Source organism: Cobetia sp. 5-25-4-2 (assembly GCF_013374075.1).
Classification (GTDB): Bacteria; Pseudomonadota; Gammaproteobacteria; order Pseudomonadales; family Halomonadaceae; genus Cobetia; species Cobetia marina.
Window position 1 is genome coordinate 906182 of sequence record NZ_BLWK01000001.1, and the last position, 22874, is coordinate 929055.

A 22874-nucleotide genomic window follows, 5' to 3' on the forward strand; every position below is an offset into this window, starting at 1 on the left:
AGCGTAATGCTGCGTCATGGATTCCCTCTCTTATCGATAATGTCGAGGTTTCGACAGTCTTTCGAAAATACTGGTGATCCAGTGGGTCGCGAGTCCTGGTGCTTTCGGTGAGCGTTAAGATTGAGTTAATGAAGGCTGCATACCTTAGTGTCTGGTTTGCGACATGTCCACCCTTGACAGATTCCAGCAGATCGCTCTCAGGTATTGCCTGAACTCCAGGTCCATAAAGATGGCGTCATGCCCAGAGGTATCTGGCGTTTTATTGAATCTTCATTCAATATAAATCAAGTGTAATTCTTGGTGTTTCAGGGCGTCAAAGTCTGTCATTTAATGTCATTGAACTGTGTTAATTCCCCTTATTTTTCTCGTGATGCCTCTCGGATCTTTGAGGGATTTTCTCTGCCTCATCGTGGGGTTTCATGTTGATGGATATTCAATGATTTCACGCAAGTGATTGTTTTAAAGGTTATTTGTCTATTATTGCTCAGCGTTCGGCCAGTTCTCATGAATACTGTGATGACGAGGAGGGCGCGAGAGGAGTACGAAGAGAGGGCGAGAAGAGTGCAAGGAGAGGGCGAGAGGAAAACATGGAAAAAAGGGAAGGCTGTCTCGACGGTTGTACGCCACCTTGCTGGCCGATGAGTCAAAAAAACCGCCCCCTGAACGGGAGCGGCAAGATGATGTTCTCAGTGCAGAGCACGTCACTGAGGGGCGTCTTCAGCCCGCCGGGCTCAGGATGCGGATATCGCCATCGGCAATCCAGTCACCGGCGTTGTCGCGGAAGCGCTGCATATGTTCGGTCTCACGGTGGGCCTGCAGGGCATCGTGGGATTCCCAGGCTTCTACCACGGTGATGGTGTCGGGGCGTGGGTCGTTGTCCTTGTCGGCGGCGCGCTCGGAGTCCAGGCACGGGTGGTAGGCGTGGCAGCCATCTTCCTCGCGCACGGTGGGCGCGACGGCGCAGAGTTCATTGAAGACATCCTGAACGTGACCTTCCTTGGCGGTAACGGTGGCGATTACCCAGATCATCCTGGCTCCTTGTGACGGTGTTGACCGCAGTTGTGGCAGGGATTCTCGTGATGAGATGTCCTGACTATGTGGAGTCGTTTCTGGCCACTGCAAGGGGCGGCGGCTGACTGCCGGCATGATCTCGCGTGATGCGCACACCAAAGCGCCGGACAGCAGGGCTGTCCGGCGCAGTTGTCACCAGGCAATGATCCGTGATCGTGAGGGATCAGGCCGGGAAGGCGATCGATCAGGACGGGAAGGCGAACTGGGCGCCTTCACGCAGACCAGCGGAAGGCCAGCGCTGGGTGATGGTCTTGCGGCGAGTATAGAAGCGCACCGCGTCCGGGCCGTAGGCGGACAGATCGCCGAACAGCGAGCGCTTCCAGCCACCGAAGCTGTGATAGGCGACCGGCACCGGCAGCGGCACATTGATGCCGACCATGCCGACCTGGATGTGATCACTGAAGTAGCGGGCGGCTTCGCCATCTCGGGTATAGATGCAGGTGCCATTGCCGTATTCGTGATCATTGATCAGCTGCATGGCGGCTTCCATCGAATCGGCGCGCACGACCAGCAGCACCGGGCCGAAGATCTCTTCCTGATAGCAGGTCATCTCCGGGGTGACGCCATCGATCAGGGTGCCGCCGACGAAGAAGCCGTTCTCGCCGCCTTCGACCTGCGGATTGCGGCCATCGACCACCACCTTTGCGCCTTGCTGCTCGGCGCTGTCGATGTAGCCCACCACCTTGTCGCGATGCGCCGCGGTGATCAGCGGGCCGAAATCATTGCCCTTGTCGCTGTAGATACCGACCTTGAGGCCTTCCATCTGCTGCTTCATCTGCGCGATCAGCTTGTCGGCGGCGTCATCGCCCACGGCCACCGCGACGGACAGCGCCATGCAGCGCTCACCGGAGGAACCGAAGGCGGCGCCATTCAGTGAGTTGGCCACGTATTCCATGTCGGCATCCGGCATCACGATGGCGTGGTTCTTGGCGCCACCGAGGGCCTGACAGCGCTTGCCGTTGGCGGCGGCGCGGCTGTAGATGTACTCGGCGATCGGCGTGGAGCCCACGAAGCTGACCGCCTGGATGCGCGGGTCATCCAGCAGCGTATCGACGGCTTCCTTGTCGCCATTGACGACATTCATGACGCCGGCCGGCAGGCCAGCCTCCATCAGCAGCTCGGCGATGAACAGCGTGGAGGTCGGGTCGCGCTCGGAGGGCTTGAGGACGAAGGTGTTGCCGCAGGCGATCGCCATCGGGTACATCCACAGCGGCACCATGGCCGGAAAGTTGAACGGCGTGATGCCGGCAACGACGCCCAGTGGCTGGAATTCGCTCCAGGAGTCGATGCCCGGGCCGGTATTGCGGCTGTGCTCACCCTTGAGCAGTTCCGGGGCGCTGCAGGCATATTCGACATTCTCGATGCCGCGCTGGAGTTCCCCCAGCGCATCGTGACAGATCTTGCCGTGTTCCTGGCCGATCAGGCGAGCGATCTCGTCGGCGTGCTCTTCCAGCAGCTGCTTGAAGCGGAACATCACTCGGGCGCGCTTGATCGGCGGCGTGTTGCGCCATTCCGGGAAGGCGGCGGCGGCGGCCGCGATGGCTTCCTCGACGGTCGCCTTGCTGGCCAGGCGCACCTGACCGCCGACCTCACCGGTGGAGGGATTGAAGATGTCCTGGGTACGGCCTTCGCTGTGATCGAGGTTGCCGTTGATGAGGTGACCGAGCGTTTTCATTGTTGTGGGCTCCATGAAATGACTTGCAAGAAAAAGGGCAGTGATGGGGCTGGCGTCGATCGCCAGTCCGAACGTGATTGTCAGTCCTGAACGTGATTGTCAGTCTTAAGCGTCGATCATCAGTCCTGTGCGGCGAAGGCATCGCCCAGGGCATTGATCAGACGATCCAGTTCATCGTGCTCGGTGATGAACGGCAGACCCAGCTGGATGGTGTCGCCGCCGTAACGCACATAGAAGCCGGCCTTCCAGCAATGCATGGCGATCTCGTAGGGACGCCGCGCCGGCTCGCCGGGATAGGCCTCGACCTGCAGAGCACCGGCCAGGCCGTAGTTGCGGATGTCACTGATATAGCGAGTGCCCTTGAGCTCGTGCAGCTTCTTCTCGAAGACCGGGCTCAGTTCACGGACACGGGGGATGAGCTGGTCATTCTCGAGCACGTCGAGGGCCGCCAGTGCCGCGGCACACGCCACAGGGTGGCCGGAGTAGGTGTAGCCGTGGGGAATCTCCATCATGTAATCGGCGCCGCCGTTGTCCATGAAGGTCTGGTAGATATCGCCCTTGACGACCACGGCACCCATCGGCACCGCGCCATTGGTAAGCTGCTTGGCGACATTGAGGATGTCCGGTGTGACACCGAATTCCTCGGCGCCGCTCATGGCGCCCATGCGCCCGAAGCCGGTGATGACCTCATCGAAGATCAACAGGATATCGTGCTGGTCACACAGCTCGCGCAGTCGCTTGAGGTAGCCCACTGGCGGCGGCAGCACGCCGGCGGAGCCTGCCATCGGCTCGACGATGACGGCCGCGATGTTGGAGGCATCATGCAGCGCGATCAGCTCCAGCAGCTCATCGGCGCGCTCGGCACCGGTCTGGGGCATGCCGGGGGTGAAGACATTTTCCTTGAGCAGGGTATGCGGCAGATGGTCGGCATCGACCCCCTGGCCATAGAGCGTGCGGTTGGCGCCGATGCCGCCGACGCTGAAGCCCCCGAAGTTGACGCCGTGATAGCCCTTGCTACGACCGATCAGCTTGGTCTTGGTCGGCTTGCCTTTCTTGCGCCAGTAGGCGCGCGCGATCTTCAGTGAGGTATCGGCGCTTTCGGAACCCGAGCCGGTGAAGAAGACGTGATCCAGCCCCTCGGGCATCAGTCCCGTGATGCGATGTGCCAGCTCGAAGGCCTTGGGGTGGCCGTACTGGAAGGATGGCGCGTAATCCAGCTCGCGCAGCTGTGCGCTGACCGCTTCGGCGATCTCCGGGCGGCAATGGCCGGCACCGCAGGTCCAGAGACCCGACAGGCCATCGAAGATCTGGCGTCCCCGGGAATCCGTGAAGTAGGCACCCTGCGCCTTGGTGATGATGCGCGGGTCCTGCTTGAACTGCCGATTGGCCGTGTAGGGCATCCAGTAGGCGTCAAGTTGTTCCTTGCTCAATCCTGCCTGGGCGGAAGGGGATGTGTCGAAGGCGGTCATGATGTCTCCCGAAGAGTGCTGTTGTTGTTGGATCTCGGTTCCTGTCTGGCTAGATTAGAAAGCCCTTTTGATAAGATAAATGCCGTTGTCTTTATCTTCAGGAAAGCATTTACTTAACTTTCCATGTCGTGGAACTCAGGAGGGCAGACCATGCGCAAGGACGGCATGAGAGGACAGCTTGGCGATGCCGATCTGCGCTTGCTGCGCATCTTTCGCAAGGTGGTGGAATGCGGCGGCTTCTCGGCGGCCGAGATCGAGCTCAACATCAGTCGCTCCGCCATCAGCATGGCGATGAGTGACCTGGAGACGCGGCTTGGCCTCAAGCTCTGCCAGCGGGGTCGCAGTGGTTTCGCGCTCACCAATGAGGGAAGAGACGTCCATGAAGCCGCGATGCAGATGCTGGCAGCGGCGGAAGGCTTTCGCACGCGCATCAACGGACTGCACGCCTGGCTCAAGGGCGAGCTGAACATCGGCATCACCGACAACCTGGTCACCATGCCGGAGATGCACATCACTCACGCCCTGAGCGCACTCAAGAAGCACGGTCCGGAAGTGAAGATCAACATCCGCATGATCCCGCCCAATGAGATCGAACGTGCCGTACTGGATGGGCGATTGCATACCGGCGTGATCCCGACGCTCAAGACGCTGCCGGGACTCGAGTATCGCTCGCTCTACGAGGAAACCTCCTGCCTTTACTGCGCGCGGGGCCATGTGCTGTTTCGCGAGCCCCGGGAAGGCGACACTCGCGCGCGCGGACGCCCGGTGGGGCAGGAGGAAATACGCCAGCATGATGCCGTGCTGCCTGCCTACGCGCAGACACCCACGATCAAGACGCTGCATGAGCCACTCAGGGCATCCGCCTCGGCGACCGACCGCGAGGGCATCGCCTTTCTGGTGCTCTCCGGGCGTTATCTCGGCTATCTGCCCACCCACTATGCCGAGCGCTGGGTGCGCGATGGCCAGATGCAGGCGCTCAGCCCGGTGGCCAACTCCTATGTCACCTATTACAGCGCCATCACGCGCAAGAGCCGCGCGCCCAATCTGGTGCTGGAGCGTTATCTGACCGAGCTGGACGCCCTGCGCCAGGCGACACCGACACGGAAAGCGCCATCTACCCAGGAGGGCCGGTCATGAACCACCATCAGGGGAAGTGGGCCATCCAGGGGCGGGGAGACTGTCGGGGTCATCAGGCGCGGTGAAGCGGGTGACCTATTCGTTGTCGTCGTAGTGAATGATCGACAGCAGCTGAATCGGGACCTCGTTCAACTTCTCGGGGCCATGCGGAACGCCGGCATCGAAGGCCAGGCTGTCGCCGGGGCCCATCTGATAGAACTTGTCACCGTGGCGATAGGTGAGATGTCCTGACAGCAGATAGATGAACTCATGCCCGGCATGGCAGAAGTTGGGGAAGACTTCGCTGGCATCATCCATGGTGATCAGGAAGGGTTCGTAGCGCTTCTTGGGGCCCTGCTTGTAGCTCAACAGTTGATAGGCATGGCCGACTTCCGTGCCGGTGCGTACCACCTGCATGCCTTGCCCGGCCTTGATGTGCTGGGCACCACGCCCATTGACATCGTAATCGCTGAACAGCTTCGAGATCGGCAGACTCAAGGCATTGCACAGCTTGTTTAGGGTATCGAGACTGGTGGATACCTGGGCGTTCTCCACCTTGCTGATCATGCCCTGGCTGACACCGGCGATACGCGAGACGTCGGAAATCTTGTAGCCCTGCGAGACACGCTGCTGCTTGAGCGCGCGCGCGATGTGCTGCTCAAGTCCGAGACGCGTCTCGTCAGCTGCCGCCGTGATGGTGTCTTTCCTCTCTGACTGCGCAGCGGGGTCGGTCGCTGGTTCACGGGGCAGAGTGTCGGAGCTGTCCTGTTCCGACTTCTCGGAGGGAGCGGGGGATTTTCGCGGCATGATGACTCCTGTAGCGGAGAGGGTGGCAATGGGAAGGGGATGGCCGGCGAGGACGCGGCATGCCCTTGTGAGGCATGCGGCGCATCGGCTCGCGAGCGGGGTATGGCGTGACATTACCAACTTTGCCGTCAACCCTCATCCTTGATGTCTGCCAAGGGGGCGGGAGTACCTTTCGAGAGTCCTTCTCAATCACCTGGACTGGGTGTGAGGCAAGAGGCCTCCTCGACGTCACGTCGAGGAGGCCTCTTGCGTCTTGCGTTCGCAATGCGTCCTGCCACTTCACCCGGTTGTCACTGCAGGTCTTGCAGTGCCCGACATGGTGCGTGTGCTCAGCCGCGCGCCAGTCGCTTGGCCTTTTCCGGGTCATCGAAGGGCAGGGAATGGCTGATGGCCGAGAGGCTGGTCTCTCCGTCAGTGCCGGTCTTGAGGGTCAGCGGGGTGCCATGCTCGGCATAGCCGGGTTCGAGACGTGCCAGCGCCATGGAGCGATCGCTCAGGCGCGAGTACATGCCTTGGGTGATGACACCGACACACTTGCCGTCGGCGTAGATCTTGTCACCGATCTGGGCGACGTCTTTCGAGTCCAACAGCACGCCATAGACCTTGACGCGCTCCTTGCCCTGCAGCGCGAAGTGTTCGCTGGCGCCACGGAATTCGGTCTTGCCCGGCGAGACGGTGAAGTCCAGGCCCAGCTCCCACAGGGTATCGCCCACCGGCTGGTCGGGATACGGGTAGGTTTCGGAATTGTCCGCCGGGTAGAACAGCAGGTGGCTCTCGACCCGCAGCCAGTCAAGGGTGCCGAAGCTGCACGGCTTGATGCCCATGTCGGCGCCATCTTCGAGAATCTGTTCCCACAGAGAGGGAGCGTCCTTGGCCTTGCAGAAGATCTCGTAGCCACGCTCGCCGGTGTAGCCGGTGCGCGAGATCATCACGTGGTAGCCGAACAGCTGGGTCTGCAGATGGTGGAAGTAACGCAGCTCACGGATGCCCGGCACATGACGCTCCAGAAAATCCACCGCGACCGGCCCCTGCAGTGACATGTCATGCATGTCGTCATCGAAGGTCAGGCTGACGGCGCGCCCCAGGGCACTCTTGGCCAGCATTTCATTCGCGGTGCCCGTGCCGTGCACCACGAGGTAGGAGTTCGGCGCCAGGCAATAGACGATGCAGTCGTCGACGAACTTGCCGGCCTCATTCAAGACGCTGGCATACACCGATTTGCCCGGATACAGCTTGGACATGTCCCGCGTGGTGACGTAATCCAGCACGGCCTGGGCGTGCGGGCCATTGCAGTGGATCTTCTTGAGTCCCGAGACATCCATCAGACCGGCGCGGGTGCGGATGGTCTCGTGGTCATCGGCCGTGTCCGAGACGGCGTAATTCCAGGCAGTGCCCATGCCATTCCAGTCTTCCAGCTCCGCGCCCAGCTTGCGGTGTTGTTCGGCCAATGCCGAGATGCGCCATGAATTCGCCATGCGTCCCTTTCTCCTGTGAGTCGTGCTGCCTAGCGTAAGTGGGTGGTGCCGTAGTCCTGCTGGTGCTGGCGGAGATGGCGCGCAAGACGCGCATCCGCCGCAGGAGGTGTTGTTGTTCTGTTGCCTCTTCAGGCGCCTCTTCAGGCGCTTCACAAGGGCTTGTGCCTGCTGCTTGCCTTGCCTGATCGCATGAGCGTCGATTCTTGAAAGGAAAGAAACATTCCTCATGGTTAAGCAAGGGGCTTGCCAATTCCGTCAAAGGCCATGGCCACGGCAACCCTGGAGCGAGTCAGGCGGCGATTGGCAGCACGAATTCGGGCGTGAATATCAGCGCTTTGCGTCATGCTGGTGCGAAGAGGGGGCTTTGGGCACCGAAATGATGCCTATTTCGAGAAACCGGCAGGATTTCACTCAGAATCACCTGAAGTTTCCTGTGGGGTAAAACGCCTATGGAAAATAAATTTCCATGCAAAACAGTAGGTTGATGAAAAGTTCAGGGCGACAGCTGACGAAATGGCATGCTGCATGCTTTTCTTTGGGGGAAATAAAGTTGACCAGCAGGAATCACAAAAACTCGTTTCATCCGCTATCTTGGCGTGGCGTGTCACCACAAGGGGTCAGGTTTCCCGGGGTGGCAGACAGTGTCGAGGGAGATGGAACCCGGTCCGCTCTCAGAGGAAACCCAGATGTCACCCGAAAAGGCGCAACAGTTCATCAAGGATCACGATATTCGCTACTTGCTGGCGCAGTTCGTGGATATTCATGGCGCTGCCAAGACCAAGTCCGTGCCGGCCAATTGCCTGATGGATGTGGTCGAGAAGGGCGCCGGCTTTGCCGGCTTCGCCGTCAGTGGTCTCGGCATGTCGCCGGAGGGGCCGGACTTCATGGCGCGTGGCGATCTGGACTCGCTGTGCCTGGTGCCGTGGCAGCCGGGCTATGCGCGCTTGGCCTGTGATGGCTACGTCAATGGGCAACCGTTCGCCAACGACAGCCGTGTGGTACTGCTCAAGCAGCTGGAGCGCATGAAGGAGAAGGGCTGGACACTCAATAGCGGGCTGGAGCCGGAATTCTCACTGTTCCGCCGGGGGGAAGCGGGTGAGCTGTTGCCGGTGGATGAGAGCGATACCCTCGCCAAGCCCTGCTACGACTACAAGGGCCTGTCACGTTCGCGTGAATTCCTCGAGCGTCTGGTCGAATCGCTGCAGGCGGTGGACTTCGACGTCTATCAGATCGATCACGAGGACGCCAACGGCCAGTTCGAGATCAATTACACCTACAGCGATGCGCTGACCTCGGCAGACCGCTTCACCTTCGTGCGCATGGCCGCCGGCGAGATCGCCAATGACCTGGGCATGGTGTGCTCCTTCATGCCCAAGCCCCTGGCGGACCGCCCGGGCAACGGCATGCACTTCCACCTGTCCGTGTGTGATGACACCGGCCGCAACCTGTTCGGCGATGACTCCGATTCCCAGGGCATGGGCCTGTCGCCGCTGGCGTATCACTTCCTCGGCGGTCTGCTGGCGCATGCCCCGGCGCTGTGTGCCTTTGCCGCGCCGACCGTCAATTCCTACAAGCGTCTGGTCGGCGGCGGCAGCACCAGCGGCGCGACCTGGGCGCCGGTCTTCATCGCCTACGGTGACAACAACCGCTCGGCCATGGTGCGTGTGCCCTACGGTCGCCTCGAGTTCCGCCTGCCGGACGCCGGCTGCAACCCCTATCTCGTGCACGCCGCCATCATCGCGGCGGGGCTGGATGGCGTGGCGCGCAAGCTGGACCCGGGCACGCCCCACAACATCAATCTCTACTCGCTGACCCCGAGCGAATGCGCCGAGAAGGGCATCGAGAAGCTGCCGCAGAATCTGGCCCTGGCCATCGATGCGCTCGAGGCGGACAGCATTCTGCGCGAGAGCCTGGGCGAGGGGATCTGCGCCGAGTTCATGCGCCTCAAGCGCGAGGAATGGCTGGATTACAACGCGCAGGTCAGTGCCTGGGAAGTCCAGCGCTACGCCGAATTCTTCTGATCTCATCCGGCGGCGCTCGCGGATCTCGCGGGTCATGTCAGACGAGGGTCGCCACTGTCACCACCACGCTCAAGACATCAGGCAGGAGACGCCTCCTGCCCGTGAGAGGACATCACCATGTGTGGAATCGTAGGGCTTTATCTCAAGAACCCGGCGCTGGAATCGCGCCTGGGGGAGCTGTTCGAGCCGATGTTGATCGCGATGACCGATCGCGGCCCGGACAGCGCTGGCTTCGCCATCTATGGCGACGAATTTGACGCTGGCATCAAGCTGACGCTGCAGAGCGATGGTGTCGATGAGGATTGGGACGCGATCGCCAAGGGCCTGGGCGAGCAGGTCGGCACGGTGGCGGACTGGTTCAGCAATGCCAGTGTCGCGGTATTCAAGATCGCCGGGGAAGAGAGTGCCGTGCGCAGCTGGCTTGCCGACAGTGCCCCGCAGATTCGCGTATTGAGCGTGGGGCAGAGCATCGAGATCCTCAAGGCGGTGGGCCTGCCGGCCCATATCGCCAGCCTCTATGGTCTCAAGGGCATGCAGGGCAGTCACATCATCGGCCATACCCGCATGGCGACCGAAAGCGCCGTGACCCTGCAGGGCAGCCACCCGTTCTCCACCGGGCGTGACCTGTGCCTGGTCCACAATGGCTCGCTGTCCAACCACAACTGGCTGCGCACCAAGCTCAAGCGTGAGGGCATCAGCTTCGAGACCGACAACGATTCCGAAGTCGCCGCTGGCTATCTGACCTGGCGTCTGGAGCAGGGCGACAGCCTGGAAGCCGCGATCACCGGCGCCCTGAAGGACCTTGATGGCTTCTTCACCTTCACCATCGGCACCCGTGATGGCTTCGCCGTGGTGCGTGACCCGATCGCCTGCAAGCCTGCCGTGATCGCCGAGACCGATGACTACGTGGCCATGGCCTCGGAATACCGTGCCCTGGCCAGTCTGCCGGGCATCAAGGATGCCCGCGTGTGGGAGCCGGAACCCGGCCGCCTGTACCTGTGGGAAAAAGACACCGCCCGTTCGGAGGCCGCGTAATGATGAAGACTCACGATCTGGCCGTTGATGGGCTTCGCGAATTGAACCAGGCCCTGCACGATGCCGACATCCTGAAGGACGCGCGTGAGTGGCGAGTGGTCAATTCCGACGGCGCCCACAACATCGCCTGCGGCATCAATGACGACATCAGTGTCGATATCGATGGCCACGCGGGCTACTACTGCGCGGGCATGAATCAGAAGGCCAGCGTCACCATCCACGGCAACACCGGGGTCGGGGTGGCGGAAAACATGATGTCCGGCTGCGTGCGGGTCAAGGGCGATGCCTCCCAGTCCGCGGGCGCGACCGCCCACGGCGGCCTGCTGATCATCGAAGGCAATGCCTCGGCGCGCTGCGGCATCTCGATGAAGGGCGTGGATATCGTCGTCAAGGGCAACATCGGGGCCATGAGTGCCTTCATGGGCCAGGCGGGACGCATGGTGGTCTGCGGCGACGCCGGTGAAGGCCTCGGCGATTCGCTCTATGAAGCGCGACTCTACGTGAAGGGCACGGTCGCATCGCTGGGCGCGGACTGCATCGCCAAGGACATGCGTGCCGAGCACCTGGAAGAACTGGCGGAGCTGCTGGCAAGTGCCGGTATCGATGAAGACCCGGCCAGCTTCACGCGCTACGGATCTGCGCGTCAGCTCTATCACTTCAAGGTCGACAACGCCTCAGCCTACTGATCAGGATGCCCAACATGACCGACGAGACTCAAACACAGCCCTACAACCCGGCACTGCGCGAATCCGCGACCTTCGGCCGCGATGTCATCCACGAGATCCAGCGCGCGGCGGAAACAGGGATCTACGATATCCGTGGCTGGGGCGCCAAGCGCAAGGTGCCGCATTTCGACGACCTGCTGTTCCTCGGCGCCAGCATGTCGCGCTACCCGCTGGAAGGCTATCGCGAGAAGTGCGAGACCGAAGTCGTGCTTGGCACGCGCCATGGCAAGAAGCCGGTGGTGATCAGCACGCCGGTGACCATCGCCGGCATGAGCTTCGGTGCCCTGTCCGCCCAGGCCAAGGAAGCGCTGGGGCGTGGTGCCTCGGAAATCGGCACCTCCACCACCACCGGCGATGGCGGCATGACCCCGGAAGAGCGCGGCCAGTCCTCGCGCCTCGTCTATCAGTACTTGCCGTCGCGCTACGGCATGAACCCGGATGACCTGCGCAAGGCCGATGCCATCGAAGTCGTGCTCGGGCAGGGCGCCAAGCCCGGTGGTGGCGGCATGCTGCTGGGGCAGAAGATTTCCGAGCGAGTCGCGGGCATGCGCACTCTGCCGCAGGGCATCGACCAGCGCAGCGCCTGTCGCCACCCGGACTGGACCGGCCCGGATGACCTGGCGATCAAGATTGCCGAGCTGCGCGAGATCACCGACTGGCAGGTGCCGATCTACGTCAAGATCGGCGCGACCCGCACCTACTACGACGTCAAGCTGGCGGTGAAGGCGGGCGCGGATGTCATCGTGCTGGATGGCATGCAGGGCGGCACCGCCGCCACCCAGGATGTCTTCATCGAGCATGTCGGCATTCCGACCATGGCCGCCATCCCCCAGGCCACTCAGGCACTGCAGGAAATGGGCCTGCATCGTGAAGTGCAGCTGATCGTCTCCGGCGGGATTCGCAACGGCGCCGATGTCGCCAAGGCGATCGCGCTGGGTGCCGACGCCGTGGCCATCGGTACCGCCGCCTTGATCGCGCTGGGCGACAACCATCCGCGTTACGCCGAGGAGTATCAGAAGCTGGGGTCCGCCGCCGGTTTCTATGACGATTTCCAGGATGGCAAGTGTCCGGCCGGTATCTCCACCCAGGACCCGGAGCTGAGCCAGCGACTGGACCCGGTCGCGGCCGGCAAGCGTCTGGCCAACTACCTGCGCGTGCTGACGCTGGAAGCCCAGACCCTGGCACGTGCCTGTGGCAAGTCACACCTGCATCATCTGGAGCCGGAAGATCTGGTCGCCCTGAATGTGGAAGCGGCCGCCATGGCACGTGTTCCGTTGGCGGGCACCAACTGGGTGCCGGGCCAGGGCGGTTACTGATGGCACGATCTCTATCGTGCGTGTGCCATTGCGCATGAGAGCGATCGTGCATGGCTGCCATTGCGCATGATTGTCATGGCAAAGCTGCGAAGCCTTTTGTCAGCAAGATCGCCGCAATGTTGTCCAGGCAAAATGTCGCAATGACAAGAACTCTGCTCCGGTTGATGTAGAAAAATATGACCTGACGATATTGAGTTATCAAAGCGCCTCACCCTTCGGTGAGGCGCTTTCTTTGGTGGTGAGTACAATCAAGGAAAAAGGCCAATATCATGCAAGCGAAAGTGCATCAGAATGCTGACGGTGGAGAAGCGCGTAGTGTCGTGTCGATTGTGAGATCGTGATTCTCCCAAGATAAAGTTTTTCCATTCTTTCAGCATCTTGAAGACATTAAATGAGAAATATGTCAGGCGTAGAGATTGGCTTATGAGGTCAGGTTGGGTCAGGGCAATAATGGTGAATGCAAGCCGATATTCATGAGCTTTGTGTTCTGTTTTGGTGCGTGAATACCTCTATTGATTGTTCATATGTGAAATGGGGTTTTCAGACGATTTTGCCGGGCATTCGGGGTAATGATTTTGCCGTCAATGGCACGAAATATGCTCAAGAAATGGAGTGGTAGTCGGATGCACGTCATCGTCAAGACGGCGGCATTACAACAAGGACAATTTCTCAGAGCAGGGTCGTGTCATGAAAAGCCCGCAATCATCCTCTGTCACTGCCGGGATTCGAAGTCGGCAACACTATCCACGCATCGAGGCGCTGCCCGATGCCCAACGGTATCTGGTGGCCTGTCAGTCTCCCGAGAGCCTACCAGGCACTGGAGAGGCGGCGGGCAACGCCCGTCAGCAACTGCAGATGCATTGTCAGCTGATCAGTACGCTGCTGGGGCAGCTCGGTAGCCGCGAGGTGGGAGACGCCGTGCAATCCGCTCCGGCAACAGAGGCGTTACCCACGGGGCCCGCCGACAGCGCCCGCCTGCATCGCTGGTACGACGTCGATGACCGCCCGAAGGCCTGCGACGCACTGGTCGGCGCCATCAGCGAGATCGGTGTCGCGGGGTGTCTGGTCATCATCGGCAGTGAGCATTTCGTGTGGCAGGTCGCCAATCTGGCTCAGCAGCAGGGTCTGTTGCTGGATGACATGGTGATGCTGCCGGTGGCTGCCCTGGGGCGGCATGTGTTCTGCGTGCACTGTCAGCAGGTCAGTGAGCACGTCATCCACTCACCGGCGGCCTGTGATGGCTGTGGTTTGATGCTGGAAGTGCGTGATCATTTTTCCAAGCGTCTCGGCGCCTACATGGGCGTGCGAATCGATGCGGAAGCCCCGGGAGAGATTCCCCCACAGGAGGAGGTGGCACCATGTCTCGCTTCATGAAGGCGCGGGTCGCCGCGGTCGATCAGCTCAGCAGCAGCGTGCGCCGTCTCACTCTGGTGCCTGCCGATGAGGCCTCACCCTTCACGCCGTTCTCACCGGGCAGTCATGTGGTGCTGGGCATTCCAGGAGAAGGGCGGGTGTGTCGCAACGCCTATTCATTGATCAGCCCGCCGGATGATCCCTCGCAGTACTGCATCGCGGTGCGTCGTCAGCCGATCTCGCGTGGGGGCTCCGAAGCCATCCATTCACGCGTGCAGGTCGGCGACGAGCTGGAGCTCAGCCCGCCGGCCAACCTGTTTCTGCCGCACTGGCAGGCGCGTCACCACCTGATGCTGGCAGGCGGCATCGGCATCACGCCGTTTCTCTCCTACCTGCCGGAGCTGGAGAGTCGTGGCGCCAGCTGGGAGCTGCACCTGCGCAGCCAGGACCTCGACGTCGCCCGCTTCCCGGAGGCCGCGCCCTATCTGGCGAGTGGCAACATCACCCAGCACCGTCTCGAGCGTCCGAATCTGAAGGCCCTGCTGGCGCGTCAGCCCGCCGGCACGCACGTCTACCTCTGCGGCCCGCAGGCCATGATCGATGCCGTGAAGGACGCGGCGCGCGAGCTGCACTGGAGTCTCGCGCGCATTCATCACGAGGTCTTTGCCGCCCCGGAACCGGGGACCCCCTTCACGGCCGTGGCGCGTGGCAGCGGCGTGGAAGTGGCGGTCGGTGCCCAGGAATCCCTGCTGGAAGCGCTGGAGCGCAGCGGTGTCGAGGTGACAAGCCTGTGTCGTGGCGGCGTCTGCGGACAGTGTCGGGTCGAGATGCTGGAGGGGGAGGCGGAGCACCGTGATGCCTTCCTCGATGAACAGGAGCGGGCCAGTCAGCGCTGCGTGATGCCCTGCGTTTCCCGGGCACGCAGCCAGCGGCTGGTGCTGGATCTCTGAAACCGTCTTTCGCGAGATGGACCCCCAAGGAGCAGGAACATGCAATTTTCCCCGCGAGATGACCAGGCGTTCCATGGTCAGTTCACCTTCAAGAATTCCGACTACGCCATCCAGCGTTTTCCCTTCCCGTTCCCGGAAGATGAGTACCGTTACTCGGTCAATATCGAGCCGCATGTCTTGCCGGGCAAGCCGGGCTCCATCACCGAGCACATGCTGGATATCGATGAGCACTACCTGAGCGAGATCGCCGAGCGTGAGCGGGTGCTGGCCAAGGACCCCAGACGCTGCCTGGTGATGCCACACATGCAGCCGGCAGCCTGGGACTTTCTCGAATTCGTGATGACGCACTACGCCCGGGACTATCCGCAGGCCTTCAGTTTCGAGCGCGAGGGCGATGACTGCGTGTGGCGCAACCATCTGCTGGGGCTGGAGCAGGCCTTTTGCATGGGCGATGACACCAGCCTGCCACTGCCGCCACTGGACTATATCGGTCGGCAGATGCAGGGCGATATCGCGCTGCTCGACCAGCGCGACGGTGACCTCTTCATGGACGCCGGCATGATCACCTGTCCGGCGGACTGGTCACTGGCCTTCGATGCCGGCATGAGCTTCAAGCAGTGGCATGGCCCGGTGCCGCTGGCGCATGAGATGGGCGTGTTCGATCGCGCGCTCAAATACCTGTGCGCCATCCAGGTCGGCGGGCCGGTGCGACGCCTCAACTGGACCATGACCATCCATCCGCGCATGGACAGCTCCCCGGAGACCTATGCCGAGTGGGGCAGTGATCGCACCACCATCACCGCCGAAAACGCCGGTCGTGATGTGCATCTGCGCGTCGAGCTGCAGACGCTGGTGCGCATGCCGCGCAGTCATGCGCTGTTTTTCGGTATCCGCACCTATCTGATCAGCCTCGAGGACCTGTGTACCAACCCGGTCTGGCAGACGCGTCTGCTGAAGGTGCTCAAGACCCTGCCGGCAGAGCTGATCGACTACAAGGGGCTGACGCGCTATCTGCCCAGCGTGCTCGAGTGGCTGGAAGCCCGCGAGGCAAGCGTTGCGGCCAAGGCCGAAGCACCGGCGCAGGCAGCGGTCTAGACCACGCTCTCGGCAAGCTGCTTTTGGCAGACAGCTCCTGATAAAGAGCTCTCGGCAAACCGCTCTCGGCGCCGAGGGCGTGATAGGGAATGGATCGCAAGCCACTGACCACAGCGCTTGCGGATAACAACAAAGGGGAAACGCTGGTGAATATTGATGTGCTGCAACTCAGCTACGCGCTGGATACGTTCTACTTCCTGATGTGTACCGCGCTGGTCATGTTCATGGCCTGCGGCTTCGCGATGCTGGAATCCGGGCTGGTGCGCTCCAAGAATACCGTCGAGATCCTGACCAAGAATGCGCTGCTCTACGGCATCGCCTGTCTGGTGTTCCTGGTGGTGGGCTACAACGTGATGTATCCCGGTGACAACGCCATCAGCAGCGTGATTCCGGGGCTGTCGTTCATGCTCGGCGCTGACAATACCCTCAGCGACATCAGTGCTGGCGAAGGGGCGGCCTATTACTCCAGCATGGCGGACTTCATCTTCCAGGCGGTGTTTGCCGCCGCGACCATGTCCATCGTCTCGGGGGCCGTGGCGGAACGCATGCGCCTGTGGCCGTTTCTGATCTTCGCGGTGGTGATGGTCGCGGTCATCTATCCGGTGGAAGGCTACTGGAAGTGGGGCGGCGGTTTCCTGGATGCGATGGGCTATCAGGACTTCGCAGGCTCGGTGGTCGTGCACATGGCGGGCGCGGCGGCGGCATTGGCGGCGGTGCTGCTGGTCGGTCCGCGCAAGGGGCGCTATGGCGCGGACGGCAAGGTACGTGCCATCCCGGGTGCCAATCTGCCGATCGCCATGCTGGGCATGTTCATTCTGTGGATGGGCTGGTTCGGTTTCAATGGCGGCTCGATGCTCAAGATCGCCAGTCTCGATGATGCCAACAGCGTGGCGCGTATCTTCGTCAACACCAATGCCGCGGCCTCGGCAGGGATGGTGGCCGCGGCACTGCTGTCACGCGCCATGTTCGGCAAGACCGACATGACCATGGTGATGAACGGTGCCCTGGCCGGTCTGGTCTCGATCACCGCGGAACCGCTGCTGCCGTCTGCCGGCCTTGCGGTGCTGGTCGGTGCGGTAGGCGGCATCATCGTGGTGCTGTCGGTGGTGGGACTGGACCGTCTCAAGATCGATGACCCGGTCGGTGCGATTTCCGTGCATGGTTCCGCAGGCCTGTGGGGCATCATGGCGGTGCTGTTCTCCAATCCGGATGCGGCCTTCGGCACCCAGATCCTGGGCACGCTGATCATCTTCGCCTGGATGTTCGGCGCAAGCTTGGTGGCGCTGCTGGTGATCAAGAAGGTCTGCGGTGGCCTGCGTGTCAGCGAGGAAGAGGAACTGGAAGGCATGGACATGCACGAATGTGGCATGGGGGCCTACCCGGAATTCGTGAACATGTCCTCCCCGTCACAGGGAGAAGGCACTGCGTCCGGGCATGCCGGCAAGGCGAGCGCTGCAGTTCCGGCTGCGGTGCTCAAGGGGGCGGCGCGTTGAGTCTGCCCCCCAAGTGCTGGATTCCCCGAGTGAGGTGAGTCCTGTCAGCGTGTGATACGAGAAGGCCCGCCAATTGGCGGGCCTTCTCGTGTTCCAGGGGGAGCGTAAGGGGAAAGGGTGGGCAAGGGATAGGGAAAGGAGGGGGAAACAAGAGGGAAACAAGAGGGATGATGGACGTCCCGGGAGAACAAGCAGCGACCAGACGGAAACTGCCTGTCAGCGGCGGTGCAGTCCCCCCAGCTCATGATTGATATGGCGGGCGCAGTCCATCAGCGCGCCGCGCAACAGCAGGCGCCGGCGCTCGTCGGCCATCATCGCATCGGGGCCCGAGATATTGATGGCGCCCACCAGAAGGCCGGTGTGGTCATAAAGCCCCGTGGCGATGGCGGTGGCGTAGTCCGAGCGACTTTCCACCCATCCCTGGCGGCGAGCTTCCTCGATGGCATCCTTCAAGGCCGGCAGGTTCTGGGGCGCCGGCGGTGGGTAGTCATCCAGGCGGATCTGGCGGTAGAGCTGCTGCAGTTCATCCTCGCCCAGCACCGTGAGCAGGATGCGCCCCATGGCGCTGACATGACACGGCAGACGGGAGCCGATGGGGATGTTGACCGACATGCGCTGTGCGGCGAAGGCGCGGTAGAGATAGATGGCATCCGTGCCCTCACGCACGCTCAGGTGACATGACATGGTGGTCTGATCGCGCAGGGTGTCCAGGTGGGGTGCCACCACCTCGACCAGGTCACGACTGGCCAGATAGCTGAAGCCCAGCGAGATGACCTGTGGCCCCAGTTCATAGGTGTTGCGAGCGATCTTCTTGAGATAGCCCATGTCAGTGAGGGTGATGACGATACGATAGATGGCCGAATTGGTGGTGCCCAGTTCCTCGGCGAAGTCATTGGTGGTCAGCACCTTGCGCCTGCTGCTGAACATCTCGAGGATTCTCAGCCCGCGAAACAGCGCCGGCACGGTGTAATCATTCTCGCGAGCAGGCGCGGTCGAGAGCGATGGGTCATCGGTCACGACATCCTGCCCGGAAGGGAGCGAGGCGTGGGAATCGGGCATACCTGGTTCCTTTTGCTGCGTATGGCGAGCCGTAGGTGAAACGCAGTCTCCCCGTCGCTGCCTGGAAGTCAGACAACGACGGGGAGCGGGTGACAACGTGAGAGGCATGCGCGAGCGGATGCCAAGGTTGCGTCGCAATCGCTAGCCGTGATGATGGGCCAGCAGGGCAGCGGCTGTCACGGTCTGCCCCGAGTATTCGCGCATGGCATCGAGCATGACGCCCCACAGATAGTGGCTGGAGGCGATGTCGAACAGCAGGTGGAAGCAGGGGCACGGATGGCTTCCCACGTTGACGATGATCGCGTTGGTGCGTGCCACTGACGTCTGGGCGACGCTCCCGGGCGGGAAGGCCTCACTGCGCAGATCCACCCCGCACAGCTTGGCCATCAGCGTCGGTACGCTGCTGCCACTCAGGCTGAACCAGGCGTGGGAATCCCGCCGTGGGAGGGAATGCACGCGCCTGCCCTGGGACAGTGCGTCATCCGCCTGCGCGATGAGCGGCAGCTCGGCCACGCCCGCATCGGGGGTGATGGCCGGCGTCAGTTGCAGAAACTCGCCCACTGACAGCCTGACCAGCCAGCTGCCATCCGTCTGGAGCCTTGCCGTATTGGGCGTATCCGGCACCGTGAAGCCCAGCGAGGCCAGCCAGTCGGCGGCCTCGCGGCCGCGAACGCCTGCGCGTCCCAGGGCGCTCATGTCGGCGAGCGCACAGTGGCTGAGAACGGTTGCCGTCACCGAATCACTTGATGCGTCGGTTGTCGACGCGCCGGTGAGGCTTGCCGGCAGTGCACAGCGCGCCAACGCCGTGGCGCCATCCAGGTGGTCCGTCATTGATGTCGTCATTTCACAGCTCCTGGCGGGCAGACTTGGGATCAAAGAAGGGCAATGCCACGACCTCGGCCTGGACCAGTACGTCGCCCTGGGTGCGGATGGTAATCTTGCTGCCGGGCGTACTGCTGTCGATTCCGGCGTAGGCCAGGCCGATGATGGCACCCAGCGTCGCGCTGTATTCACACGAGGTCACGTTGCCGGTGATGTCGCCACCGGGTTTGGCGGCGTCGGCGCTCTGCTCCCCGCCGCTGAGCACCAGCTGACCTTCCAGCGGTTGCGGGCTGTCCTTGGGCAGCATGAAGCCGACCAGCTTGCGGGTCTGGGGCTGGGCGGCAAGAATCTCGATCGCACGACGGCCGACACAGAAGGGCTTCTTGTGGCTGACTGCCCACTCAAGGCCGATCTCGCCGGGATGGCTCATGCCATCGGTATCCTGACCGATGATGATGTGACCTTTTTCGAGACGCAGCAGACGCTGGGCCTCGACGCCGAAGGGGCGGATGTCGGCCTGCTCGCCTGCCAGCATCAGCAGGTCCCACAGCGCTTCGCCGAAACGGCTCGGCACGTGGATCTCGTAGCCCAGTTCACCGACGAAGCCGACCCGCAGCAGGCGGGCGGGAATCCTGCCCTGCGTGCCCAGCAGCTCGGTCTCGAGATGGCCGGTGCGCAGCTCCAGATAGGGGAAGGCCTGGGGGCTCAGGTCGATGTCGCGGCACACCTTGCTCAGCACCTCGCGGGCCTTGGGCCCGGCCAGATTGACGGCGCAGTAAGCGGCGGTGACGTTGGTGATATCGACATCGAGTCGCCACTGGGCATTCCACTTCAGCATCTGCTGGTAGACCCGGTCCACGCCGCTGGTGGTGGCGGTGACATAGAAGTGTTCCTCACCGAGGCGGCACGAGACGCCATCGTCGATGATCACGCCTTGCTCGTTGGCCATGGTGGCGTAGCGCGTGCGACCCACCGGCTGCTTGAGGAAGGCGAAGGTGTAGAGGCGGTTGAGCAGCTCGGCGGCATCCGGCCCGCGCAGCTCGATGCCACCGAGGGTCGAGACATCGATCAGGCCCACGCCATTGCGCACGGCCAGCGCCTCGGTCTGCATGGCGTCATTGCGCTGCTCGGGGCGGCCATAGAAGGCCGGGCGCGCCCAGTGGCCGGCCGGCATCATGCTGGCACCGAGAGCCAGATGGCGCTGATGCATCGGTGTCTGGCGGTAGGGGTCGAAACTGCGACCGGCCAGCAGCGGCAGCGGTTCGGCCACGAAGGGCGGGCGCGCGGTGGTCACGCCGGTCTCGCTGACGCTGCGCTGTGTGGCCTCCGCGACCAGACGCGCGGCCGGCAGTGCCGAGTGACGGCCCTGGGACGGACCCATGCCCAGTGTCGAGAAGCGCTTGACCAGCTGGATGTCGCGATAGCCATGGCGGGTGGCATTGAGGATGTCGCGAATCTGCAGGTCTTCGTCCAGATCAACGAACTCCTTGCCCTTGGGGTGCGCGAACAGCGGCCAGCCATGCTGACGGAAGGGGCGTGACGGCGTGACGGCCGCCGTCTCATTCGCCTCAAGCGTGGCATCCACGATCTTGCCTGCCGCGGCAAGCCCGTTCAGGGCGGCGCTCGCGGCACGCTGACCATCGGCGATCACGTCCTTGAGGTGATAGAGGCCATTGGCGGAGCCTGCCATGTGCAGGTGTGCCGGCAGGCCGCTGAGGCTGAAGCGTGCATCATCATCCAGATAGGAGAGCTTGGCACCCGCCTGGCAGGCCAGCTGATAGACCGGCATGTAGCCCGCCGTCATGCAGACCAGATCACAGGGGATCACCTCTCCCTCGGTGGCCAGTTCGCCGCGCGCGATGATCTTGCGTACCTCGACGCCCGTGACGTGATGCAGCGACTTCTCCGCCTGCGCCTCGAAGATGGCGTGCTCGAGCTTCAGGGCGATGCCGCAGTGGCGCACCGCATCGGCAAGGCTTGCCTCATCGGGCTGGGCGCGCATGTCGAGCAGCGCGACGATGTTGACGCCGTGCTCCATCAGGTCCAGTGCCGCCAGATAGCCATCATCGCTGCCGGTGATCACCACCCCTTGCTTGCCCGGCAACACGCCATAGTGCTGCATCAGGCGCTGGGCGGCACTGGCGAGCATGATGCCCGGCAGGTCGTTGTTGCGAAATACCACCGGTTGATCGAAGGCGCCGCTGGCGAGAATGCATTCCTTGGCGCGCACCTTGTAGAGGCGCTTGCCGCGGATCACCGGCAGGTAGTTGTCGGTGAACCAGGCATTGCAGGTCGCTTCGGTCATCACGTCGATGCGCGGATGCGCCGTGACGGCCGCGCTCAGCGTCTGCAGTGTCTGGTTGGCCTCATGGCCTTCGGCGTCGAAGCGCGCATAGGTCAAGGCGCCGCCGAGCAGACGGCCCTGTTCGACCAGCAGCACGTTGGCGCCACCCTCGGCAGCCCCAAGCGCCGCCGTCATGCCGGCCGGGCCGGCGCCCACCACCACCACGTCGTGGAACAGATAGGCCTTGTCGTGATAGTGGCCGCGCACGTCCAGATTCAGGGTCCCGAGCCCGGCCTTGCGGCGAATCAGCGGCTCCCAGTACTTCCAGACGCCCTTGGGCTTGTAGAAGGCGCGGTAATAGAAGCCCACTGGCATGAATTTCGAGAACTTGCCCAGTCGCATGTCGCGGTCATTGTCCAGGCTGCCATTCACGTTCTGAGCTGTGACCTGCAAGCCGCTGCTGATCTGGCGCTCATCGCCCAGCACGTTGGGCTCATCCGGCAATTGCACCAGGGTGTTGGCATCCTGGCCGGCGAAGGTCAGGGCGCCACGCGGGCGGTGATACTTGAAGGAGCGCGACAGCAGCCAGCGGCCATTGGCGGCCAGGGCACTGGCGATGGTGTCGCCGGCAAAGCCCTGATAGCTCACACCATCGAAGCTGAAGGTCACCGGCGTGTCACGGTCGATCAGTCGGCCCAGCGGGGCTGGCAGACGTGCGCCTCGGGTCATGGGGACTCTGGCGTTCATGCGCGTTCTCCCGAGCTATCCGTGGTGTGCAGTGGAAACTCCACGCGCTGGGTGAAGCGCTCGGAGGGATCGAAGGTGCGCAGGATCTCGTCGGTCACGGTGTGACGCTCGGCGAGAAACCAGTAGCTGGAGGCGGCGTGCATCCACCATTCGGTGACGACACCGGCGGTGTTGTCGCTGAAGAAGACGTAGTCGGCCCACTCGCGATCACTGCAGGTATCGGGGTCTGGCATGTCGGCAAGCTCGCCGCCATACACGAATTCGCTGATATTTCGGGGCCCATTGAGTGGGCAGGGCATGATCTTCATCGCGGAAATCCTTGACCGTTGTTCTTGTACAACCAGCGTGGGGTGCGCATTCC

The 22874-nt window shown here is 62.4% G+C and carries 18 protein-coding genes; 9 read left to right on the top strand and 9 right to left on the bottom strand.

Annotation, left to right across the window (positions count from 1 at the left end; translation table 11 throughout):
- Positions 1-717: 717 nt before the first annotated feature.
- The 3 genes from HXS65_RS03895 to HXS65_RS03905 all read right to left on the bottom strand — a co-directional run bounded on the left by HXS65_RS03895 (position 718) and on the right by HXS65_RS03905 (position 4215).
- Positions 718-1029 (bottom strand): putative quinol monooxygenase, encoded by a 312-nt coding sequence (locus HXS65_RS03895; RefSeq protein WP_043332154.1) that lies wholly within the window; start codon positions 1027-1029, stop codon positions 718-720.
- A 226-nt stretch (positions 1030-1255) separates the two neighbouring features.
- Positions 1256-2746 carry a CoA-acylating methylmalonate-semialdehyde dehydrogenase gene (locus HXS65_RS03900; RefSeq protein ID WP_077377102.1) on the bottom strand — a complete coding sequence of 497 codons (1491 nt, stop codon included), beginning with the start codon at positions 2744-2746 and terminating at the stop codon, positions 1256-1258.
- A 119-nt stretch (positions 2747-2865) separates the two neighbouring features.
- Entirely contained in the window at positions 2866-4215 is a 1350-nt protein-coding gene (locus HXS65_RS03905; RefSeq protein WP_077377099.1) for an aspartate aminotransferase family protein, read from the bottom strand.
- 150 nt (positions 4216-4365) lie between these two features.
- On the opposite strand from HXS65_RS03905, the gene HXS65_RS03910 reads away from it, so the two are divergent.
- On the top strand, positions 4366-5352 hold the full coding sequence (locus HXS65_RS03910; RefSeq protein ID WP_176493156.1) for a LysR family transcriptional regulator: 987 nt from the start codon (positions 4366-4368) through the stop codon (positions 5350-5352).
- 75 nt (positions 5353-5427) lie between these two features.
- Here HXS65_RS03910 and HXS65_RS03915 read toward each other — a convergent pair whose 3' ends face one another.
- Together HXS65_RS03915 and HXS65_RS03920 are read right to left on the bottom strand one after the other, a co-directional pair.
- Complete coding sequence (locus HXS65_RS03915) at positions 5428-6138, bottom strand: XRE family transcriptional regulator (protein ID WP_176493157.1); 711 nt, start codon at positions 6136-6138, stop codon at positions 5428-5430.
- Between the two features lie 329 nt (positions 6139-6467).
- Positions 6468-7613 (bottom strand): aminomethyltransferase family protein, encoded by a 1146-nt coding sequence (locus HXS65_RS03920; RefSeq protein ID WP_084208848.1) that lies wholly within the window; start codon positions 7611-7613, stop codon positions 6468-6470.
- A gap of 686 nt (positions 7614-8299) precedes the next feature.
- Between HXS65_RS03920 and glnT the strand changes: the two genes are divergently transcribed.
- The 8 genes from glnT (at position 8300) to amt (ending at position 17601) form a co-directional block, all read left to right on the top strand.
- The gene (gene glnT / locus HXS65_RS03925) at positions 8300-9634 is read left to right on the top strand and encodes a type III glutamate--ammonia ligase (RefSeq protein ID WP_176493158.1); all 1335 of its coding nucleotides are present in this window, start codon (positions 8300-8302) and stop codon (positions 9632-9634) included.
- Between the two features lie 117 nt (positions 9635-9751).
- The gene (locus tag HXS65_RS03930; protein ID WP_136937971.1) at positions 9752-10669 is read left to right on the top strand and encodes a glutamine amidotransferase family protein; all 918 of its coding nucleotides are present in this window, start codon (positions 9752-9754) and stop codon (positions 10667-10669) included.
- A complete protein-coding gene (locus tag HXS65_RS03935) occupies positions 10669-11355 on the top strand; it encodes a protein glxC (RefSeq protein ID WP_255304408.1) in 687 nt (228 codons plus the stop codon). Before HXS65_RS03930 ends, HXS65_RS03935 begins: the two co-directional genes overlap by 1 nt.
- A gap of 14 nt (positions 11356-11369) precedes the next feature.
- Positions 11370-12710, top strand: coding sequence for an FMN-binding glutamate synthase family protein (locus HXS65_RS03940; protein ID WP_176493159.1), 1341 nt, complete (start codon positions 11370-11372; stop codon positions 12708-12710).
- Between the two features lie 687 nt (positions 12711-13397).
- On the top strand, positions 13398-14084 hold the full coding sequence (locus HXS65_RS03945) for a dimethylamine monooxygenase subunit DmmA family protein (protein ID WP_176493160.1): 687 nt from the start codon (positions 13398-13400) through the stop codon (positions 14082-14084).
- Positions 14069-15013: a PDR/VanB family oxidoreductase gene (locus tag HXS65_RS03950; RefSeq protein ID WP_176493161.1), complete on the top strand. Its 945-nt coding sequence runs from the start codon at positions 14069-14071 to the stop codon at positions 15011-15013. Before HXS65_RS03945 ends, HXS65_RS03950 begins: the two co-directional genes overlap by 16 nt.
- Positions 15014-15052: 39 nt before the next feature.
- Positions 15053-16108: a DUF3445 domain-containing protein gene (locus HXS65_RS03955; protein WP_176493162.1), complete on the top strand. Its 1056-nt coding sequence runs from the start codon at positions 15053-15055 to the stop codon at positions 16106-16108.
- Positions 16109-16254: 146 nt separating this feature from the next.
- The gene (gene amt, locus HXS65_RS03960) at positions 16255-17601 is read left to right on the top strand and encodes an ammonium transporter (protein WP_176493163.1); all 1347 of its coding nucleotides are present in this window, start codon (positions 16255-16257) and stop codon (positions 17599-17601) included.
- 216 nt (positions 17602-17817) lie between these two features.
- Here amt and HXS65_RS03965 read toward each other — a convergent pair whose 3' ends face one another.
- The 4 genes from HXS65_RS03965 to HXS65_RS03980 all read right to left on the bottom strand — a co-directional run bounded on the left by HXS65_RS03965 (position 17818) and on the right by HXS65_RS03980 (position 22821).
- Positions 17818-18660, bottom strand: coding sequence for an IclR family transcriptional regulator (locus HXS65_RS03965; RefSeq protein WP_176493164.1), 843 nt, complete (start codon positions 18658-18660; stop codon positions 17818-17820).
- 141 nt (positions 18661-18801) lie between these two features.
- A complete protein-coding gene (locus HXS65_RS03970; protein ID WP_218015039.1) occupies positions 18802-19503 on the bottom strand; it encodes a hypothetical protein in 702 nt (233 codons plus the stop codon).
- 1 nt (position 19504) lies between these two features.
- Positions 19505-22513 (bottom strand): 2Fe-2S iron-sulfur cluster-binding protein, encoded by a 3009-nt coding sequence (locus HXS65_RS03975; protein WP_255304409.1) that lies wholly within the window; start codon positions 22511-22513, stop codon positions 19505-19507.
- Positions 22510-22821, bottom strand: a complete 312-nt coding sequence (locus tag HXS65_RS03980) for a sarcosine oxidase subunit delta (RefSeq protein WP_054555966.1) — start codon at positions 22819-22821, stop codon at positions 22510-22512. The genes HXS65_RS03975 and HXS65_RS03980 overlap by 4 nt, the downstream gene beginning before the upstream one ends.
- Between the last annotated feature and the right edge of the window lie 53 nt (positions 22822-22874).

Bases quoted from the DNA above. Each gene is read 5' to 3' on its own strand.
- HXS65_RS03980 (WP_054555966.1), bottom strand. From the start codon at position 22,821: ATGAAGATCATGCCCTGCCCACTCAATGGGCCCCGAAATATCAGCGAA.
- HXS65_RS03940 (WP_176493159.1), top strand. From the start codon at position 11,370: ATGACCGACGAGACTCAAACACAGCCCTACAACCCGGCACTGCGCGAA.
- HXS65_RS03935 (WP_255304408.1), top strand. From the start codon at position 10,669: ATGATGAAGACTCACGATCTGGCCGTTGATGGGCTTCGCGAATTGAAC.
- HXS65_RS03965 (WP_176493164.1), bottom strand. From the start codon at position 18,660: ATGCCCGATTCCCACGCCTCGCTCCCTTCCGGGCAGGATGTCGTGACC.
- glnT (WP_176493158.1), top strand. From the start codon at position 8,300: ATGTCACCCGAAAAGGCGCAACAGTTCATCAAGGATCACGATATTCGC.
- HXS65_RS03905 (WP_077377099.1), bottom strand. From the start codon at position 4,215: ATGACCGCCTTCGACACATCCCCTTCCGCCCAGGCAGGATTGAGCAAG.
- HXS65_RS03915 (WP_176493157.1), bottom strand. From the start codon at position 6,138: ATGCCGCGAAAATCCCCCGCTCCCTCCGAGAAGTCGGAACAGGACAGC.
- HXS65_RS03955 (WP_176493162.1), top strand. From the start codon at position 15,053: ATGCAATTTTCCCCGCGAGATGACCAGGCGTTCCATGGTCAGTTCACC.
- HXS65_RS03975 (WP_255304409.1), bottom strand. From the start codon at position 22,513: ATGAACGCCAGAGTCCCCATGACCCGAGGCGCACGTCTGCCAGCCCCG.
- HXS65_RS03930 (WP_136937971.1), top strand. From the start codon at position 9,752: ATGTGTGGAATCGTAGGGCTTTATCTCAAGAACCCGGCGCTGGAATCG.
- HXS65_RS03970 (WP_218015039.1), bottom strand. From the start codon at position 19,503: ATGACGACATCAATGACGGACCACCTGGATGGCGCCACGGCGTTGGCG.
- HXS65_RS03920 (WP_084208848.1), bottom strand. From the start codon at position 7,613: ATGGCGAATTCATGGCGCATCTCGGCATTGGCCGAACAACACCGCAAG.
- HXS65_RS03950 (WP_176493161.1), top strand. From the start codon at position 14,069: ATGTCTCGCTTCATGAAGGCGCGGGTCGCCGCGGTCGATCAGCTCAGC.
- HXS65_RS03945 (WP_176493160.1), top strand. From the start codon at position 13,398: ATGAAAAGCCCGCAATCATCCTCTGTCACTGCCGGGATTCGAAGTCGG.
- HXS65_RS03900 (WP_077377102.1), bottom strand. From the start codon at position 2,746: ATGAAAACGCTCGGTCACCTCATCAACGGCAACCTCGATCACAGCGAA.
- HXS65_RS03910 (WP_176493156.1), top strand. From the start codon at position 4,366: ATGCGCAAGGACGGCATGAGAGGACAGCTTGGCGATGCCGATCTGCGC.
- HXS65_RS03895 (WP_043332154.1), bottom strand. From the start codon at position 1,029: ATGATCTGGGTAATCGCCACCGTTACCGCCAAGGAAGGTCACGTTCAG.